The organism is Streptomyces sp. NPDC093064 (genome assembly GCF_044754605.1).
Lineage (GTDB): Bacteria > Actinomycetota > Actinomycetes > Streptomycetales > Streptomycetaceae > Streptomyces.
On the sequence record NZ_JBIVPK010000003.1, the window covers coordinates 111,516 to 129,965 of the forward strand.

The 18,450-nt window shown below is 72.2% G+C and carries 17 protein-coding genes; 11 read left to right on the forward strand and 6 right to left on the reverse strand.

Features of this window, described 5'->3' with window-relative positions:
• Nucleotides 1-12: 12 nt before the first annotated feature.
• The 3 genes from ACIQFZ_RS05240 to ACIQFZ_RS05250 are packed head-to-tail and all read right to left on the reverse strand — an operon-like array spanning nucleotide 13 to nucleotide 4,191.
• On the reverse strand, nucleotides 13-1,698 hold the full coding sequence (locus ACIQFZ_RS05240; protein WP_402690651.1) for a thiamine pyrophosphate-binding protein: 1,686 nt from the start codon (nucleotides 1,696-1,698) through the stop codon (nucleotides 13-15).
• A 5-nt stretch (nucleotides 1,699-1,703) separates the two neighbouring features.
• On the reverse strand, nucleotides 1,704-2,675 hold the full coding sequence (gene speB / locus ACIQFZ_RS05245; RefSeq protein ID WP_361415519.1) for an agmatinase: 972 nt from the start codon (nucleotides 2,673-2,675) through the stop codon (nucleotides 1,704-1,706).
• 55 nt (nucleotides 2,676-2,730) lie between these two features.
• Nucleotides 2,731-4,191: a sodium:solute symporter gene (locus ACIQFZ_RS05250; RefSeq protein WP_365417208.1), complete on the reverse strand. Its 1,461-nt coding sequence runs from the start codon at nucleotides 4,189-4,191 to the stop codon at nucleotides 2,731-2,733.
• A gap of 210 nt (nucleotides 4,192-4,401) precedes the next feature.
• On the opposite strand from ACIQFZ_RS05250, the gene ACIQFZ_RS05255 reads away from it, so the two are divergent.
• Together ACIQFZ_RS05255 and ACIQFZ_RS05260 are read left to right on the forward strand one after the other, a co-directional pair.
• The gene (locus ACIQFZ_RS05255) at nucleotides 4,402-5,994 is read left to right on the forward strand and encodes a PucR family transcriptional regulator ligand-binding domain-containing protein (protein ID WP_402690652.1); all 1,593 of its coding nucleotides are present in this window, start codon (nucleotides 4,402-4,404) and stop codon (nucleotides 5,992-5,994) included.
• Between the two features lie 62 nt (nucleotides 5,995-6,056).
• Nucleotides 6,057-6,845 carry a phosphatase gene (locus tag ACIQFZ_RS05260; protein WP_402690653.1) on the forward strand — a complete coding sequence of 263 codons (789 nt, stop codon included), beginning with the start codon at nucleotides 6,057-6,059 and terminating at the stop codon, nucleotides 6,843-6,845.
• Here ACIQFZ_RS05260 and ACIQFZ_RS05265 read toward each other — a convergent pair.
• From ACIQFZ_RS05265 to ACIQFZ_RS05275, 3 genes are all read right to left on the reverse strand, one after another.
• Nucleotides 6,842-7,756: an acyl-CoA thioesterase II gene (locus ACIQFZ_RS05265; RefSeq protein ID WP_365417217.1), complete on the reverse strand. Its 915-nt coding sequence runs from the start codon at nucleotides 7,754-7,756 to the stop codon at nucleotides 6,842-6,844. The two genes, ACIQFZ_RS05260 and ACIQFZ_RS05265, sit on opposite strands and share 4 nt — an antisense overlap.
• A gap of 14 nt (nucleotides 7,757-7,770) precedes the next feature.
• Nucleotides 7,771-8,928: an acyl-CoA dehydrogenase family protein gene (locus ACIQFZ_RS05270; RefSeq protein ID WP_402690654.1), complete on the reverse strand. Its 1,158-nt coding sequence runs from the start codon at nucleotides 8,926-8,928 to the stop codon at nucleotides 7,771-7,773.
• Nucleotides 8,929-9,249: 321 nt separating this feature from the next.
• Complete coding sequence (locus ACIQFZ_RS05275; RefSeq protein ID WP_361415507.1) at nucleotides 9,250-9,858, reverse strand: TetR/AcrR family transcriptional regulator; 609 nt, start codon at nucleotides 9,856-9,858, stop codon at nucleotides 9,250-9,252.
• Between the two features lie 107 nt (nucleotides 9,859-9,965).
• Between ACIQFZ_RS05275 and ACIQFZ_RS05280 the strand changes: the two genes are divergently transcribed.
• The 9 genes from ACIQFZ_RS05280 (at nucleotide 9,966) to ACIQFZ_RS05320 (ending at nucleotide 18,430) form a co-directional block, all read left to right on the forward strand.
• Nucleotides 9,966-11,582, forward strand: coding sequence for a carboxyl transferase domain-containing protein (locus ACIQFZ_RS05280; RefSeq protein ID WP_402690655.1), 1,617 nt, complete (start codon nucleotides 9,966-9,968; stop codon nucleotides 11,580-11,582).
• A gap of 17 nt (nucleotides 11,583-11,599) precedes the next feature.
• Entirely contained in the window at nucleotides 11,600-13,537 is a 1,938-nt protein-coding gene (locus ACIQFZ_RS05285; protein ID WP_402690748.1) for an acetyl/propionyl/methylcrotonyl-CoA carboxylase subunit alpha, read from the forward strand.
• The gene (locus tag ACIQFZ_RS05290) at nucleotides 13,534-14,502 is read left to right on the forward strand and encodes a hydroxymethylglutaryl-CoA lyase (protein ID WP_365434860.1); all 969 of its coding nucleotides are present in this window, start codon (nucleotides 13,534-13,536) and stop codon (nucleotides 14,500-14,502) included. Before ACIQFZ_RS05285 ends, ACIQFZ_RS05290 begins: the two co-directional genes overlap by 4 nt.
• Nucleotides 14,503-14,508: 6 nt before the next feature.
• On the forward strand, nucleotides 14,509-15,669 hold the full coding sequence (locus tag ACIQFZ_RS05295; RefSeq protein WP_361415501.1) for an acyl-CoA dehydrogenase family protein: 1,161 nt from the start codon (nucleotides 14,509-14,511) through the stop codon (nucleotides 15,667-15,669).
• An 82-nt stretch (nucleotides 15,670-15,751) separates the two neighbouring features.
• Nucleotides 15,752-15,910: a hypothetical protein gene (locus ACIQFZ_RS05300; RefSeq protein WP_365425053.1), complete on the forward strand. Its 159-nt coding sequence runs from the start codon at nucleotides 15,752-15,754 to the stop codon at nucleotides 15,908-15,910.
• A complete protein-coding gene (locus ACIQFZ_RS05305; RefSeq protein WP_402690656.1) occupies nucleotides 15,910-16,101 on the forward strand; it encodes a hypothetical protein in 192 nt (63 codons plus the stop codon). The genes ACIQFZ_RS05300 and ACIQFZ_RS05305 overlap by 1 nt, the downstream gene beginning before the upstream one ends.
• Before the next feature lie 21 nt (nucleotides 16,102-16,122).
• Nucleotides 16,123-16,275, forward strand: coding sequence for a hypothetical protein (locus ACIQFZ_RS05310; protein ID WP_402690657.1), 153 nt, complete (start codon nucleotides 16,123-16,125; stop codon nucleotides 16,273-16,275).
• Nucleotides 16,276-16,446: 171 nt separating this feature from the next.
• A complete protein-coding gene (locus ACIQFZ_RS05315; protein WP_402690658.1) occupies nucleotides 16,447-17,496 on the forward strand; it encodes an ABC transporter substrate-binding protein in 1,050 nt (349 codons plus the stop codon).
• A 70-nt stretch (nucleotides 17,497-17,566) separates the two neighbouring features.
• The gene (locus ACIQFZ_RS05320) at nucleotides 17,567-18,430 is read left to right on the forward strand and encodes a siderophore-interacting protein (RefSeq protein WP_383055611.1); all 864 of its coding nucleotides are present in this window, start codon (nucleotides 17,567-17,569) and stop codon (nucleotides 18,428-18,430) included.
• Nucleotides 18,431-18,450 lie beyond the last annotated feature (20 nt).

Here is an 18,450-nt window from a genome sequence, read left to right on the forward strand (position 1 = left end):
TGTGCCGTCCTCTCAGGCCAGGTGCGTGGGCGCGAACATCCGCAGCACCGCCGGGAGGACGACCACCGAGGGCCCCGGTCGGTCCAGGGCGTTCGACAGGTCGGTCTCCAGGTTCTCGGGGGTCGTACGGACGCCCGGGACCCCGAAGGACTCGGCCAGGGCCACGTAGTCGGGGCGGGTGAGCTCCGTCGCCGTGGCCTGGCCGAAGGCGTCGGTCATGTACTCGCGGAGGATGCCGTAGCCGCCGTCGTCGACGATCAGCCAGGTGACGTCGAGGTCGTACTGGCGGGCGGTGGCCAGTTCCGCGATCGAGTACAGCGCGCCGCCGTCGCCCGACACCGCAAGGACCGGGCGGGTGCGGTCGGCGGCCGCCGCCCCCAGCGCCGCCGGGAAGCCGTAGCCGAGGCCGCCGGCGCCCTGGGCCGAGTGCATGGTGTTGGGTGACTTCGCGTCGAAGGCCGACCAGGCCCAGTACGCCAGGATCGTCATGTCCCAGAAGGACGGCGAGCCCACGGGCAGGGCGCGGCGGACGGACGCCAGCACGTTCTGCTCCAGGGTGAGTTCCTGGGCGGCGATCCGGTCGCGGACCTTGCCGAGCACCTCGCGCACGCGGTCGGCGGCGCCCTCGTCCGCGCGCTCGTCCACCGTCTCCAGCAGGGCCTGGAGCGCCGGGCGGGCGTCGGCGTGGATGCCGAGCGCCGGGTGGTTGGACTCCAGCTTGCCGAGGTCGGCCTCGATCTGGATCACCCGGCCGCGCGGCTTGAACGTGTGGTAGTTGGAGGAGAGTTCACCGAGGCCCGAGCCGACCACCAGAAGGACGTCGGCGTCCTCCAGGAAGTCCGTGGTGTGCCGGTCCTCCAGCCAGGACTGGAGGGACAGCGGGTGCTCCCAGGGGAAGGCTCCCTTGCCTCCGAAGGTCGTGACGACGGGCGCGTTCAGCCGCTCCGCGAGCGCCAGCAGCTTGCCGGACGCGTCGGCGCGGACCACTCCCCCGCCCGCGATGACCGCCGGGCGAGCGGCCTTCGACAGCAGGTCGGCCGCCACCGCGGTCAGTTCGGGACGCGGGACCAGCTCCTCCGGCGTCGCGTCCAGCGCCGTCACCACCGGCAGGCTCGTCCCGTCCAGCAGCACGTCCTGCGGGATCTCCACCCACACGGGCCCGTGCGGGACCGTGAGCGCCGACTTCCAGGCCGCCGCGATGGCGGAGGGGATCTGGGACTGGGCACGGACCGTGTGGACCGACTTCACCACGCCGCGGAACGAGGCGGCCTGGTCGGGCAGTTCGTGCAGGTAGCCGTGACGGCCACCGCCGAGCCCCGCGCTCGGGATCTGGCTGCTGATGGCCAGGACGGGGGCCGAGGCCGCCGCCGCCTCCTGGAGCGCGGCCAGCGAGGTCAGCGCTCCCGGGCCGGTCGACAGCAGCAGCGGTGCGGCCTCGCCGGTGATCCGGCCGTAGGCGTCGGCGGCGAAGCCCGCGTTGTTCTCCACCCGCAGGCCCACGTACGTGAGGTCCGAGCGGCGCAGCGCGTCGAACATGCCGAGGGCGTGCTGGCCGGGCAGGCCGAAGACGGTCGTCGCGCCCAGTCCGGCCAGGGTCTCCACGACCAGGTCTCCGCCGTTGCGGCCGGGGGGAGGGTTGAGGGCGGCCTCCGTCTGCGCGGGTGTCGGGCGGAGTACCGGGTCGTGGTCGTGCGTCACGTCGCTTACGCGTCCTTCCGGGCCGCCGCGATCTGGCGGGTCATGATCGTGGTCAGTTCGTACGCCGTGTGGGAGGCGGCCACCGAGGTGATCTCGGCGTGGTCGTACGCCGGGGCCACCTCGACGACGTCGGCGGAGACCAGGTTGCAGGACGCCAGGCCGCGCAGGATCTCCAGCAGTTCGCGGGAGGTCATGCCGCCGGCCTCGGGGGTGCCGGTGCCGGGGGCGTGCGCGGGGTCGAGGCAGTCGATGTCGATGGAGATGTACAGCGGGCGGTCGCCGATGCGCTGCCGCAGCTGGTCGGCCACCTCGTCGGCGCCGCGGCGGTAGACGTCGGCGGAGGTGACGATGCCGAAGCCCATCTTCTCGTCGTCGGTGAGGTCCTGCTTGCCGTACAGCGGGCCGCGGGTGCCGACGTGGGAGAGCGCCTCGGTGTCGAGGATGCCCTCCTCCACCGCCCGCCGGAACGGGGTGCCGTGCGTGTACTCGGCGCCGAAGTAGGTGTCCCAGGTGTCGAGGTGGGCGTCGAAGTGGAGCAGCGCGACCGGGCCGTGCTTCTTGGCGACGGACCGCAGCAGCGGCAGCGCGATGGTGTGGTCGCCACCGAGGGTCATCAACCGGGCGCCGGTGCCGAGGAGTTCGTCGGCGGCGGCCTCGATGGTCTCGACGGCCTCGTTGATGTTGAACGGGTTCACGGCGATGTCGCCGCCGTCCGCGACCTGGGCGAGGGCGAACGGGGAGGCGTCCTGCGCCGGGTTGTAGGGGCGCAGCAGCCGGGACGCCTCACGGATGGCGTTGCCGCCGAAGCGGGCGCCCGGCCGGTACGAGACGCCGGAGTCGAACGGCACGCCCACGACGGCGACGTCGGTGGTGCCCACCTCGTCGAGGCGGGGCAGCCGGGCGAAGGTCGCGGGGCCGGCGTACCGCGGGACGCGGGAGGAGTCGACGGGACCGCGGGGCGTCTCGGTGCTGCTCATCTGGAATGCCTTCTTTCTTGCGCTTCGTCGCGCATGTACTGGCTCGTGATCGACTCTACTGATGCGCGGGGGCGGGTTCGGACGCGAGTTCGGGGGTACGCCCGGCGAGCCGCTCGCGCCAGGCGACGAGGACGGCCTCGTCGGTCGGCTTCGTCGCCAGGGAGACGACGACGTAGGCGGCCAGGGAGGACAGCAGGCCGTAGTAGACGGGCTCGTTGGCGAGGATGCCGAAGGCCGCCATGAGGCCGATGACCGCGGCGCCGCCGACGATCACGGAGGCGAGGGCGCCCTGCACCGTGCCGCGCTTCCACAGCAGCCCGCCGAGGATCGGCACGAGCAGCCCGCCGACGAGCAGGTTGTAGGCGACGGTCAGCGCCTCGACGACGTTGTTGAGCGCGATGGCGGTGCAGATCACGCCGACGCCCATGATCAGGATGAAGACGCGGTTGCCCTTGACCTCGTCGTGCTCTTCCCCGTCGCGTCGGACCGCGCCGCGCAGCCGGGACCAGATGTCGTTGTTGGCGACGGTGGCGCAGGCGATCAGCGCGCCGGAGGAGGTGGACATCACCGCGGCCAGGGCGGCGGCGAGCACCAGGCCGCGGACACCGATGGGCAGGTCGTCCTTGACGATGGTGGCGAAGGCGTCGTCGGCGCTGCCGAGATTGGGGTAGAGCACCTTGGCGGCGGTGCCGATGACCGCGCCGGCGATCGCGTAGACCAGGCAATAGGTGCCGGCGACGGTGCCGCCCCACTTCGCCGTGGTGTCGCTGCGGGCGGTGAACACGCGCTGCCAGATGTCCTGGCCGATGAGCATGCCGAAGGTGTAGATCAGCACATAGGTGAAGATCGTCTCGCCGCCGATGCCCAGCGGGTCGAAGTACGAGGTCGGCAGCTTGGCCTTCATCTCGCTGAAGCCGCCCGCCTTGACGACGGCGATGGGCAGCAGCAGGAGCAGCACGCCGATGGTCTTGACCACGAACTGCACCATGTCGGTCAGCGTGATGGACCACATGCCGCCGAGGGTGGAGTAGGCGACGACGATCGTGCCGCCGAGGATGATCGCGACGGTGCGGTTCAGGTCGAACAGGACGTCGAAGATCGTGGCGTACGCGATGGTGGAGGTCACCGCCAGCATCAGGGTGTACGCCCACATCACCACGCCCGAGATGACGCCGGACCGGCCGCCGTAGCGCAGGTCGAGCATCTCGGAGACGGTGTAGACCTTCAGGCGGGCGATGCGGGCGGAGAAGAAGATCGAGAGGGCGAGGATCCCGAGGCCGATGGTGAAGACCATCCAGGCGCCGGAGAGGCCGTACTTGTAGCCGAGGCCGACGCCGCCGATGGTGGACGCGCCGCCGAGGACGATCGCCGCCATGGTGCCGGAGTACATCGCGGGACCCAGGCGGCGGCCCGCAACCAGGAACTCGCTCTTGGACTTGGCGCGGCGCATGCCCCACCAGCCCATGGCCAGCATGCCGGCGAGATAGACGACGATCACTGTGTAGTCGACGGCCATGTGGGGCCCTCCTTCGCGCACATCCGGGTGGCGGTGTCGTGCAGATGTATGGGTTCGTGCAGATATGTGGGGTGGACGTCGGCAAGGGCTCGCGGGGACATCGCCCGTACCCGTGGCTGCCGGCCCCCTAGACACTAGGTGGCCGAAAAGCGACTGCGAAGTGTACTTTTCATCCATTCGAGTCGCGGCGGTATGGAGGGAATGCACATCATGCCGGACGCATCTGTGTCACTGGCCCCGGCGGTCCCACCGACCCCACCGATTCCGCTGTCCGCGCTGCTCGCCCGGGAGGACCTCGCGCTGCGTCTGATCGCCGGCCCGGCCGACCGGGACACCGTGATCCACTGGGCGCACACCTCGGAGATGGCCGACCCCTACCCGTACCTGCTGGGCGGCGAGCTGCTGCTGACGGCCGGCGTGCACGTCACCCCGGCGGACGCCACCGGCCCGTACTTCGACACCTACGTCTCCCGGGTGGTGGCGGCGGGCGGCGCGGCCATCGGCTTCGGCCTGGCACCGGTGCACGACGCGGTGCCGCGCACCCTGGTGGCGGCCTGCGAGGCCCACGGCCTGCCGCTGCTCGAGGTCCCGCCGCAGACCACCTTCTCCGGTGTCGCCCGCGCCGTCTGGCAGCTGATGGCGCAGGCCCGGCTGGCCGAACTGCGCCGCGTCACGGAGGCGCAGCAGAGGCTCGCGGCCGCCGCCTCCCGCCCCGACCCCGTCCCCTCCGTCCTGCGCCAGCTGGCCCAGCGCCTGACCGGCTGGGCGGCCCTGTACGGCCCCGACGGCGCGGAGATCGCCTCGGCGGGCCGCGCCCCGCACGACGCGGCCCGCCAGGCGCTCGCCCATCTGACGGACGTGGTCCGCCCGGCCTCGACGACCGCGGCGCCGGCGCCCCCGGCCCCGCCGGGCACGCCCGTCCGGACGCCCACGGTCCCGGCTCCGCCCCCGACCGGCCGTCCCGCACCGGCAGCCGCCCCCACCGGCCGGGCCGCGCCCTCCTCCGCCACCGACACCGTGGCCGGCAGCCATCTCGCCGCCTACGCCCTCGGGACCGGGCAGGGCTTCGTACTCGGGGTGTCCTCGCCGCGCCGTGAGCCCGGGGACCACACCATCGCGTCGGTGGCCGCCGTGCTGCTCTCGCTGCTCACCGGCGAGCACCGCAGCGGTACGGGGGCGGCCCGCTCCTCGGCGCTGGTGCGGGTGCTGCTGGGCGCGGCGCCCGAGGAGGTGGCGCCGCTGCTCGGGACCGGGCGGTGGGTCGTCGTGCACGCGCGGCCGGAGACCCAGGCGGCCGACGCCGTGGCCGCCGCCGCGCTCGGCGCCGCCCTGGGCTCGGCCCTGGTCGACCTCGCCGACGGGGTCGTACGGGTCCTCCTGCCCGCCGAGCGGGAGCCGGGCCCCCAGCCCGGCTGGGCCCTCGGGGTGAGCACCGCCGTAAGCCCCGGCGAGTGGGCGACGGCCGACTCCCAGGCAGCCCGCGCCCTGGCCCGCGCCCGCGCCACCCGCACCGCCCTGGTCGGCCACGGCACCCGCCCCGGCCTGACCGACCTGCTCCCGCGGGACGAGGCCGACGCCCACGCCCAGGCGCTGCTCGCGCCGCTCGGCGCGGCTCCCGCGCTCACCGAGACGCTGCGCACCTGGCTGTCCCTGCACGGCAGTTGGGACCGCACCGCGGTCGCCCTGTCGGTGCACCGCAACACCGTCCGCCAGCGCGTCGCCCGCTGCGCCGCCCTCCTCGGCACCGACCTGGACGACCCCGACGTCCGCATGGAGCTGTGGTTCGCCCTGCGGCGGGCGTGACCCGCGTCCCAGCGGCCGGAACACCGGCGACGCGGGCAGTGCGCTGCACCACAATGGGAGCCATGCCGATATCCGGGACACCCAGCCGCGCCGAGCTCGTCGACCATCTCGTGAGAACCCGTATCGCCGGGGACGTCGCCACCCCTCGCGAGAACAACCTCTCCCACTACCGCAAGCTCGCGAACGGCGACCGCAACTTCTGGCTCGGTCTGGAGCTCGGCGACCGCTGGAGCGACGAGCAGGACGTGCTGGCGGTGATGGCGGAGCGCGTCGGCGTCAACGACGACCCGGAGCACCGCCACGGCCAGGACACCATCGACCCCGAACTGACCGTCGACGCCCTGGAGCGGATGGCCGGCCGGCTGCGCAAGGCGGCCGACAGCGGTCAGCGCGTGCTGTTCGCCACCGGCCACCCCGGCGGCCTGCTCGACGTGCACCGCGCCACCGCCGCCGCCCTGCGCGCCGCCGGCTGCGAGATCGTGGTGATCCCGGACGGACTCCAGACGAACGAGGGGTACGTCATGCAGTTCGCGGACGTGGCCGTCCTGGAACACGGCGCCACGCTGTGGCACACCCACTCCGGCGAGCCGATGCGGGCCATCCTCACCGGCCTGGAGCGCGAGGGCCGCCCACTGCCCGACCTGGTCGTCGCCGACCACGGCTGGGCGGGATACGCCGGTCAGCACGGCGTGGACTCGGTCGGTTACGCCGACTGCAACGACCCGGCCCTGTTCGTCGCCGAGGCCGAGGGGATCGTCCAGGTGACCGTGCCGCTCGACGACCACGTGGTCAGCCCCCGGTACTACGACCCGATGACGGCGTACCTGCTGGACCGGGCGGGCCTGGGCTAGGCCTCTCGTTCGGATCGGGCCGGCGGGGCGTCCTCGGACCGGGGCACGCGGACCACACCCTCCTGGATCACCGAGATCGCCAGCCGGCCGTCCTGCGTGTAGATGCGGGCCTGGCCGAGGCCGCGCCCGCCGTGCGCGGAGGGGGACTCCTGGTCGTACAGCAGCCACTCGTCGGCCCGGAACGGCCGGTGGAACCACATCGCGTGGTCCAGCGAGGCCCCGACCACGTCGCCGACCGCCCAGCCGCCGCGGCCGTGCGCGAGCAGCACGGAGTCCAGCAGCGTCATGTCGGAGACGTAGGTGGCGAGGACGACGTGCAGGAGCGGTTCGTCGATGTCGCCGTCGAGCTTGCCGTTGGCCCGGAACCACACCTGGGAGTGCGGCTCGCGCGGCTCGCCGAACCTGCCGTACGGCGGCTCGTCGGCGTAGCGCAGGTCGACGGCCTCGCGGGCCTCCAGGAACCGCTCCACGACCTGGCGCGGGAGATGGCCGTAACCGCGCATCCGCTCCTGCGAGGTGGGCAGGGTCTCCGGGTCCGGGGCGGGCGGCATGGGCGCCTGGTGCTCCAGCCCCTCCTCGTACGTCTGGAAGGACGCCGAGAGGTGGAAGACGGGCTGCCCGTGCTGGACCGCGACGACCCGGCGGGTGGTGAAGGAGCGGCCGTCGCGGATGCGGTCCACGGTGTAGACGATGGGCGCGCCCGGGTCGCCGGGGCGCAGGAAGTACGCGTGCAGCGAGTGCGCGTGCCGGTCCCCGGGGACCGTGCGCCCTGCGGCGACCAGCGCCTGCGCCGCGACCTGCCCGCCGAAGACGCGCGGGACGACCGCGTAGCGGGACTGGCCGCGGAAGATGTCCCGCTCGATCCGCTCCAGGTCGAGCAGATCGAGCAGGGACCGAAGTGCTGGGTTCATACGCCGGCCTGCCCTTACAGGCCCATGTCCTTGGCGATGATCGACTTCATGATCTCGCTGGTGCCGCCGTAGATGCGGTTGACGCGGTTGTCCGCGTACAGGCGGGCGACGGGGTACTCGTTCATGTAGCCGTAGCCGCCGTGCAGTTGGAGGCAGCGGTCGATGACGCGGTGGGCGACCTCGGTGCAGAACAGCTTGGCGGAGGCGGCCTCGGCGGGGGTGAGTTCTCCGGCGTCGAGGGCGTCCAGCGCGCGGTCGGCGACGGCCTGCGCCGCGTCCACCTCGGCCTGGCAGGCGGCCAGCTCGAACTTGGTGTTCTGGAAGTGGGCGACCGGCTTGCCGAAGACGGTGCGCTCCTGCACGTACTGCTTGGCGAACCGGACGGCGGCGGCGGCCTGCGCGTAGGCGCCGAAGGCGATGCCCCACCGCTCGGAGGGCAGGTTGGCGCCGAGGTAGGAGAAGCCCTTGTTCTCCTCGCCGAGCAGGTCCTCGACCGGCACCTTGACGTCGACGAACGCCAGCTCGGCGGTGTCGGAGGCCTTCAGGCCCAGCTTGTCGAGCTTGCGGCCCACCGAGTAGCCCTCGGACCGGGTGTCCACGGCGAACAGGGAGATGCCGTGGCGGCGGTCCTCGGCCGTCGGGGCGGCGGTGCGGGCGCAGACGATGACCTTGTCGGCGTGGACGCCGCCGGTGATGAAGGTCTTGGCGCCGTTGAGGACGTAGTGCGTGCCGTCCTCGCTCAGCCGGGCGGTGGTCTTCATGCCCGCGAGGTCGGAGCCGGTGCCGGGCTCGGTCATCGCGATGGCCCACATCTCCTCGCCGGAGACGAACTTGGGCAGATAGCGCTTCTTCTGCTCGTCGGTGGCGAGCATCTTGAGGTAGGGCAGCGCGAGCAGGACGTGGACGCCGGAGCCGCCGAAGGTGACGCCCGCACGGGCGGTCTCCTCGTACTGGACGGCCTCGAACCGGTGCGTCTGGAGTCCGGCGCCGCCGTACTCCTCGGGGACGTTGATGCCGAACAGGCCGAGCTCGGCGAGCCTGTAGTAGAACTCGCGCGGGACCTGGCCGGCGGCGCACCACTCGTCGTAGACCGGTACGACCTCGGCCTCGACGAAGGCGCGGAGGGTCTCCCGGAACGCCTCGTGATCCTCACTGAACACCGTACGGCGCACGCCGCCACCTCCACACACGGACTGTCTAAGCGCTTGCTCACACCAACGTACCGGCGAGTACACAACGCCGTAAAGAGCAGCCCGGGTAAGACAGGTCACGGAAGCGGCGAGCGGGAGTGGGCGGGGGCGAAGCCCCTCGCCCACCAGGGGCGCGGGGAACTGCGCGCCCAGCCCCCACGAACCCGCAGGCAACCACGGGGGTCCGGGGGCGAAGCCACCCGGGATGGGACGGGTAGGGGCGGCGGGGGCGAACCAAACACCACACCCCCCGGGGGCATGGGGCACAGCCCCATCACAAGCCGGGCCGCACCCGCAAACCGCTCAGCCAGCCGCAGGCGAGGGTGCCGACGCGAACGCCCCCCGAGCCATCCGATGCAGCAACTCCGCCGTGGCCCCGCGCCCCGGCAGAGACCCGGCCCGCCCCAGATGCGGCGTGGAGTTCAGCAGCCCGAACACCGAGTGCACGGCCGACCGCGCGGCCGGCTCGCCGAGATCCGGATGGACCTGGCGGACCACCTCCACCCACAGCTCGACGTACTGCCGCTGAAGCTGGCGCACCAGCTTGCGGTCGCTGTCCCGCAGGCGGTCCAGCTCCCGGTCGTGCAAGGTGATGAGGGGACGGTCGTCGAGCGCGAAGTCGATGTGCCCCTCGATGAGGGAGTCGAGCACCGCCTCCGGCCCGGCCACCCCGTCGGCCTCGGCCAGACGCCGCTTCGCCCCCGTCAGGAGCTGACCGCTGATGCCGACCAGCAGCTCGGCGAGCATCGCGTCCTTGCCCGCGAAGTGCCGGTACAGACCCGGCCCACTGATGCCCACGGCGGCGCCTATCTCGTCGACGCCGACACCGTGGAAGCCGCGTTCGGCGAAGAGCCTCGCGGCTTCCTTGAGGATCTGCTCGCGGCGGGTGGGGGCATCGGTTCGGGTGGCCATGGAAGTAATTCTAGACAGGGAGGTTAGCGCTCGTTAACCTGAAGGGAAACGGGTTAACGCTCATTAACAGTCGGGCGCACCGACCACCGGGTGAGGGGACCGCAAGGATGCACGAGGCACCGGAGCTGACGAGCGCGGCCGATCCCGCGTCGGAGGCCTGGCAAGCCAACGAACAGGCGCACCGCGAGCTCGCCGAGGAACTGCGCGGCAAGCTCGCCGCCGCACGGCTCGGCGGCGGCGAGAGGGCGCGCGCCCGGCACACCGCGCGCGGGAAGCTGCTGCCGCGCGACCGCGTGGACACCCTCCTCGACGCCGGGTCGCCCTTCCTGGAGCTGGCACCGCTGGCCGCCGACGGGATGTACGAGGGTCAGGCCCCGGCCGCCGGGGTCATCGCCGGCATCGGACGGGTCAGCGGCCGCGAGTGCGTGATCGTCGCCAACGACGCCACCGTCAAGGGCGGGACCTACTACCCGATGACGGTGAAGAAGCACCTGCGGGCCCAGGAGGTGGCCCTGGAGAACCGCCTGCCCTGCCTGTACCTGGTCGACTCCGGCGGCGCCTTCCTGCCCATGCAGGACGAGGTCTTCCCCGACCGGGAGCACTTCGGGCGGATCTTCTACAACCAGGCCCGGATGTCGGGCGCCGGGATCCCGCAGATCGCCGCCGTCCTCGGCTCCTGCACGGCCGGCGGGGCCTACGTCCCGGCGATGAGCGACGAGGCCGTGATCGTCCGCAACCAGGGCACGATCTTCCTGGGCGGGCCGCCCCTGGTGAAGGCGGCCACCGGCGAGGTCGTGACCGCCGAGGAGCTCGGCGGCGGCGAGGTGCACTCCCGGATCTCCGGTGTCACCGACCACCTCGCCGAGGACGACGCCCACGCCCTGCGCATCGTGCGGAACATCGTGGCGACCCTCCCCGCGCGCGGCACCCTGCCCTGGGAGGTCACCGAGACGGTCGAGCCCAAGATCGACCCCTACGGGCTGTACGGCGCGGTGCCCGCCGACCCCCGCACCCCCTACGACGTCCGCGAGATCATCGCGCGCGTGGTCGACGGCTCCCGCTTCGCCGAGTTCAAGGCCGAGTTCGGGCAGACCCTCGTCACCGGCTTCGCCCGGATCCACGGCCACCCGGTCGGGATCGTCGCCAACAACGGCATCCTGTTCTCCGAGTCCGCCCAGAAGGGCGCCCACTTCATCGAGCTGTGCGACCAGCGCGGGATCCCGCTGCTGTTCCTGCAGAACATCTCGGGCTTCATGGTGGGCAAGGACTACGAGGCGGGCGGCATCGCCAAGCACGGCGCCAAGATGGTCACCGCGGTCGCCTGCACCCGTGTGCCCAAGCTGACCGTCGTGGTCGGCGGTTCGTACGGCGCGGGCAACTACTCCATGTGCGGCCGGGCCTACTCGCCCCGCTTCCTGTGGATGTGGCCGAACGCCAAGATCTCCGTCATGGGCGGCGAGCAGGCCGCCTCCGTGCTCGCCACCGTCAAGCGGGACCAGCTCGAAGCCCGCGGCGAGGAGTGGCCGGCGCAGGACGAGGAGTCCTTCAAGGCCCCCATCCGCGCCCAGTACGAGCACCAGGGCAACGCCTACTACGCCACCGCCCGCCTCTGGGACGACGGCGTGATCGACCCGCTGGAGACCCGCCAGGTGCTGGGCCTGGCTCTGACCGCGTGCGCCAACGCCCCGCTGGGTGACCCCCAGTTCGGCGTCTTCCGGATGTGAGGGGGGACCTCGTGACGATGTTCGAAACGGTTCTGGTGGCCAATCGGGGCGAGATCGCCGTCCGGGTCATCCGTACGCTGCGCGCGCTCGGCGTGCGCTCGGTGGCCGTCTTCTCCGACGCCGACGCCGGCGCCCGGCACGTCCGGGAGGCCGACACGGCGGTCCGGATCGGCCCGGCGCCCGCGGCCGAGAGCTATCTGTCCGTCGAGCGGATCCTGGAGGCCGCCGCCCGCACCGGCGCGCAGGCCGTCCACCCGGGGTACGGCTTCCTGGCGGAGAACGCCGGGTTCGCGCGCGCCTGCGAGGAGGCCGGACTGGTCTTCATCGGCCCTTCGGCGGACGCGATCTCCCTCATGGGCGACAAGATCCGCGCCAAGGAGACGGTGAAGGCCGCCGGGGTGCCGGTGGTGCCCGGCTCCAGCGGCTCCGGGCTCACCGACGCCCAGCTTGCCGGCGCAGCCCGCGGGATCGGCATGCCGGTGCTGCTGAAGCCGTCCGCCGGCGGCGGCGGCAAGGGCATGCGGCTGGTGCGCGACGCCGGCCTGATCGACGAGGAGATCGCCGCCGCCCGCCGTGAGGCCCGCGCCTCCTTCGGCGACGACACCCTGCTGGTCGAGCGCTGGGTCGACCGCCCCCGGCACATCGAGATCCAGGTCCTGGCCGACGGCCACGGCAACGTGGTGCACCTCGGCGAGCGCGAGTGCTCCCTCCAGCGCCGCCACCAGAAGATCGTCGAGGAGGCGCCGAGCGTGCTCCTGGACGAGGAGACCCGGGCCGCGATGGGCGAGGCCGCGGTCCAGGCGGCCCGCTCCTGCGGGTACCGGGGCGCGGGCACGGTGGAGTTCATCGTCCCCGGCGGGGACCCGGCGTCGTACTTCTTCATGGAGATGAACACCCGCCTCCAGGTGGAGCACCCGGTCACCGAGCTGATCACGGGGCTCGACCTGGTGGAGTGGCAGCTGCGGGTGGCGGCGGGCGAGCCGCTGGCGTTCGCCCAGGAGGACGTCCGGCTGACCGGTCACGCGATCGAGGCCCGCCTGTGCGCGGAGGACCCGGCACGCGGGTTCCTGCCCTCGGGCGGCACGGTGCTCGGGCTGCGCGAGCCGGAGGGGGACGGTGTGCGCACCGACTCCGGGCTCAGCGAGGGCACGGAGGTCGGCAGCCTGTACGACCCGATGCTGTCCAAGGTGATCGCCCACGGCCCGGACCGCGCCACCGCGCTCAGGAAACTGCGGGCGGCCCTCGCCGGGACGGTCACGCTGGGCGTGCAGACCAACGCCGGGTTCCTGCGCCGGCTGCTGGCCCACCCGGCCGTGGTGGCGGGCGAGTTGGACACCGGGCTGGTGGAGCGGGTGGCGGACGAGCTGATCCCCGCGGAGGTGCCGGAGGAGGTCTACGAGGCCGCCGCGGCCGTACGGCTGGAGGACCTGCGGCCGAAGGGCGGGGGCTGGACCGACCCGTTCTCCGTGCCGAGCGGCTGGCGGCTGGGCGGGGAGCCGAAGCCGATGGCGTTCCCGCTGCGGGTGACGGGACTCGAACCCGTCACTCACCAGGTGCGCGGCACCCGCACCGTCACCGACGACACGGTGTCCGTGACTCTCGACGGCGTCCGCCACACCTTCCACCGCGCCGCCGACTGGCTGGCCCGCGACGGCGACGCCTGGCACGTGCGCGACCACGACCCGGTGGCCGCCTCCCTCAGCCGCGCGGCCCACTCCGGCGCCGACTCGCTCACCGCCCCCATGCCGGGCACGGTCACGGTGGTGAAGGTCGCGGTCGGCGACGAGGTGGCCGCGGGGCAGAGCCTGCTGGTGGTCGAGGCGATGAAGATGGAGCACGTCATCTCCGCGCCGCACGCCGGCACCGTCACCGAACTGGACGTCACACCGGGCACGACGGTCGTCATGGACCAGGTCCTGGCGGTCATCGCCCCCGTGGAGGAGGAGACGGCATGAACACCTCGGACGGCTTGAGCACCTCGGACACCGGCCTCCCGATGGTGGTCCCGGCCCCCGACCTGCCCGCGCGGATCAGGATCCACGAGGTCGGACCGCGCGACGGACTGCAGAACGAGAAGGCGACCGTGCCGACCGAGGTCAAGGCGGAGTTCATCCGCCGCCTCGCCGACGCGGGCCTGACCACCGTGGAGGCCACCAGCTTCGTCCACCCGAAGTGGGTTCCCCAACTGGCGGACGCGGAGGAGCTGTTCCCGCAGGTCAAAGATCTGAAGGGAGTGCGTCTGCCGGTCCTCGTGCCCAATGCGCGCGGGCTGGAGCGCGCGCTCGCCCTGGGAGCGGACCGCATCGCCGTCTTCGCCAGCGCCACCGAGTCCTTCGCCAAGGCCAACCTCAACCGCACGGTGGAGGAGTCGCTCGCGGTCTTCGATCCCGTCGTGGCCCGCGCGAAGGAGAAGGGCGCCCATGTCCGCGGCTATGTCTCCATGTGCTTCGGCGATCCCTGGGAGGGCGCCGTCCCGCTCCACCAGGTCGCTCACGTGTGCAGGGCGCTGCTGGACATGGGCTGCGACGAGCTGAGCCTCGGGGACACGATCGGCGTCGCCACCCCGGGACACGTCCTGGAGCTGCTGGCCACGCTCAACGAGCAGCACGTGCCGACCTCCGCGCTCGGCGTGCACTTCCACGACACCTACGGCCAGGCCCTCGCCAACACCCTGGCCGCCCTCCAGCACGGCGTCACGACCGTCGACGCCTCCGCCGGCGGCCTCGGCGGCTGCCCGTACGCCAAGTCCGCCACCGGCAACCTCGCCACCGAGGACCTCGTGTGGATGCTGCGGGGTCTCGGCATCGAGACCGGAGTCGACCTCGGCCGCCTGACCGCCACCAGCGCATGGATGGCCGACCAACTGGGCCGCCCCAGCCCTTCCCGCACCCTCCGTGCCCTCTCCCACAAGGAGCAGTGATCGACGATGAACCACCGTCTCTCCCCCGAGCTGGAGGAACTCCGCCGTACGGTGGAGCAGTTCGCCCACGACGTCGTCGCCCCGAAGATCGGCGACCTCTACGAGCGGCACGAGTTCCCGTACGAGATCGTCCGGGAGATGGGCCGTATGGGTCTGTTCGGGCTGCCGTTCCCGGAGGAGTACGGCGGCATGGGCGGCGACTACCTGGCGCTGGGCATCGCGCTGGAGGAGCTGGCCCGGGTGGACTCCTCGGTCGCCATCACGCTGGAGGCCGGGGTCTCGCTCGGCGCCATGCCGATCCACCTCTTCGGCACCGAGGAGCAGAAGCGCGAGTGGCTGCCGCGGCTGTGCTCCGGCGAGATACTGGGCGCCTTCGGCCTCACCGAGCCGGACGGCGGTTCGGACGCGGGCGCGACGCGTACGACGGCCCGGCTGGACCCGGACACCGACGAGTGGGTGATCAACGGCACCAAGTGCTTCATCACCAACTCGGGCACGGACATCACCGGGTTGGTGACGGTGACCGCGGTGACCGGCCACAAGCCCGACGGGCGCCCGCAGATCTCCTCGATCATCGTCCCCTCCGGCACGCCCGGCTTCACGGTGGCGCCCGCCTACTCGAAGGTCGGCTGGAACGCCTCGGACACCCGTGAGCTGTCCTTCGCCGACGTCCGGGTGCCGGCGGCGAACCTGCTGGGCGAACTGGGCCGCGGTTACGCGCAGTTCCTGCGGATCCTCGACGAGGGGCGGATCGCCATCGCGGCGCTGGCGACCGGGCTGGCCCAGGGCTGTGTGGACGAGTCGGTCAAGTACGCCAAGGAGCGCCACGCCTTCGGCAAGCCCATCGGCTCCAACCAGGCCATCCAGTTCAAGATCGCCGACATGGAGATGAAGGCCCACACCTCCCGCCTGGCCTGGCGCGACGCCGCCTACCGCCTGGTGGCCGGCGAGCCCTTCAAGAAGGAGGCCGCGCTCGCCAAGCTCTACTCCTCGACGATCGCCGTCGACAACGCCCGCGACGCCACCCAGGTCCACGGCGGCTACGGCTTCATGAACGAGTATCCGGTGGCCCGCATGTGGCGCGACTCCAAGATCCTCGAGATCGGCGAGGGCACGAGCGAGGTGCAGCGCATGCTGATCGCACGCGAGTTGGGGCTGGTCGGCTGATCTCCTCGGCTGCCGGACGGACGGGGCCCCGCCGACCCCGATCCGCCCGGCAGCCGGACGCAGGAACGCGCGCTTCCGCGGCGTGATGCGGACCATCGGCGAGAACTCGGGCTACGGCGTCGCTTCAGGGCGCGACGCCGGCCAGGGCGACTTCGACCCGGGCAGTCCGCTGGAGAACGACCTGGACACCGACCTCGACAAGGCCGCGCTGTCTCCACGACCGAGGCCTTCAACACGGTGATGGACGCCGACTGGCTCTTCACCAACCTGGCCCGCACCCTCAAGATCCGCAAGGCTCTGGCCCAGGCCCCGATCCTGTGGGAGCTGTGCAAGCTCAACCCGCTGGACGCACTCGCCGACGAGGCCGTCAAGTACGGCCAGGGGCCCGTAACCACTGCCGGGCACAGAGCATCATCAACGGAACCCCGCTGACGAGCAGCGACACGCGTGCGCGTGACGAGTGCATGCACGGCACCGCAGGACATCACAGTCGGCGGCCGGGAGGCGGAGCCCGGCGAGGGGGCCGGCGCGCCTGTCGACGCCCTGTCCGGTCAACGCCGCGCCGACGCCGAGGCGTTGGCCAGCAAGCAGGGCGCCGCCACCTGAGACGCCGGCGCCGCAGTCGGCCGCCCCGGAACCCCGTGAGGCGATCGGCCTGGCCGCGCATCCATGCCTTCGCCCGGGACGGACGACCGTTGGACAATTACTAAGGTTAGGCTAACCTAGCCTCGATTTTGTCCGGCGGGCGCTTCGCCCCGTTCGAAAGCAGTCACACCCATGCCCAACGCCCGTGCCACTCATCTCTCCCGCCGCGGCATCCTCGCCGCGGGCGGCGCCCTCGGCCTCGCTGCCGTGCTCGCAGCCTGCGGTGACGGTGACGCGAAAAGCGGCGGCTCGGGCGGCAAGGCGGCGGCCGGCGCGTCCGGCCCCTGGTCCTTCAAGGACGACCGCGGGCAGACCGTGAAGGCCGACAAGGCTCCCTCGCGCATCGTCGCCTTCGTCGGGGTCGCGGCCGCGCTGCACGACTACGGCGTCCGGGTCGAGGGCGTCTTCGGCCCGACGACGACCAAGGACGGCAAGGCCGATGTACAGGCCGGCGACATGGACGTCAGCAAGGTGACGGTGCTCGGCAACGAGTGGGGCCAGTTCAACATCGAGAAGTACGCGTCCCTCGCCCCCGACCTGCTCGTCTCCACCATGTTCGACGACGCGGGCACCCTCTGGTACGTCCCGGAGGAGTCGAAGAAGAAGATCCTCGCCGTCGGCGCCCCCACCGTCGGGGTCTCCGTCTACGACCGGCAGCTGACGGAGCCGCTGGAGCGCATGCTCGCGCTGGCCAAGTCGCTCGGCGCCGATGTCACCGGCGACAAGGTGAAGCAGGCCAGGAAGCGGTTCGAGGACGCGGCCGCCCGGCTGCGCGCCGCTGCCCGGGCGAAGCCGGACATCAAGGTGCTGGCGGGCTCCGCGAGCCAGGACCTGTTCTACGTCTCCGGCACCAATCTCTCCATCGACCTGGAGTACTTCAAGGCCCTCGGCGTGAACTTCGTCGAGCCCCCGGAGAGCGCCAAGAAGCAGGGCGGTGGCTGGTACGAGTCCCTGAGCTGGGAAAACGCCAACAAGTACGCGGCGGACATCATCATGATGGACAACCGCACCTCGGCCATCCAGCCCGCCGACATCACCCAGGGCACCTGGCAGAAGCTCCCCGCGGTCAAGGCGCGGCAGGTCATCGCCCGCAACCCCGAGCCGATCCTGTCCTACGACAAGTGCACCCCGCTGCTCGAGGTCCTCGCGAAGGCCATCGAGACGGCGAAGAAGGTCGCCTGAGCCGACCCGCGCCCCCGCGCACGCATCACCCCCCACATACACGCACCCTGACGATGACTCAGGAGCACCCATGACGACGGCCGTGGCCGCCCCGTTCCGTTTCTTCTCCCTCCAGGTCGTACGGACGAGGCGGCTCGGCCCGTCGCTCGTGCGGGTCACCTTCGCCGGGCCCGATCTGCACGCGTTCCACTCCGGCGGACGCGACCAGTCCCTCTCCCTGTTCCTGCCGCACCCGGGCCAGTCCGAGCCGGTGGTGCCGCTCGAACTCGGCGAGAGTTGGTGGCAGGGCTGGCGCGAACTCCCCGACGACGTACGGGCGGTGATGCGTTCGTACACCCTGCGGTCCCTGCGCCGCGGACCTGGCGAGCCCGACGAGATCGACATCGACTTCGCCCTGCACGGCATGGAGCCCGGCGCCGCGGTGCCCGCCGGTCCCGCCTCCCGCTGGGCCGCCCGTGCCATGCCGGGCGACCGCGTCCTGCTGCTCGGTCCGGCGGTCGCGGACAACCGGGCGATCCGCTTCCGCCCGCCCGAGGACACCGATCTGGTGGTGATGTGGGGCGACGAGACCGCCGTGCCCGCGGCGACCGCGATCCTGGAGTCCCTGCCGGCCGGCACACGGGTGAGCGCCTGGCTGGAGGTGGGGCACGCGGGCGACATCCAGGACGTGGTGACCGACGCCGACGCCGAGGTCACCTGGCTGGTGCGCGAGCCGGGCCGCCCGGAGGGGCCCCCGATGGCGCTCGACGCCCTGCGCGACACCCAACTCCCCGACGGCGCACAGCCGTACGTCTGGCTCGCGGGTGAGTCCGGGTGTGTCCGGGCACTGCGCCGGCACTTCGTCGGCGAGCGCGGGACCGACCGGCGCCGCGTCACCTTCGTGGGCTACTGGCGGCACGGCCTGAGCGAGGAGCAGTTGCGCGCACAGGAGTGACACCGGTCACGGCGCGGGTG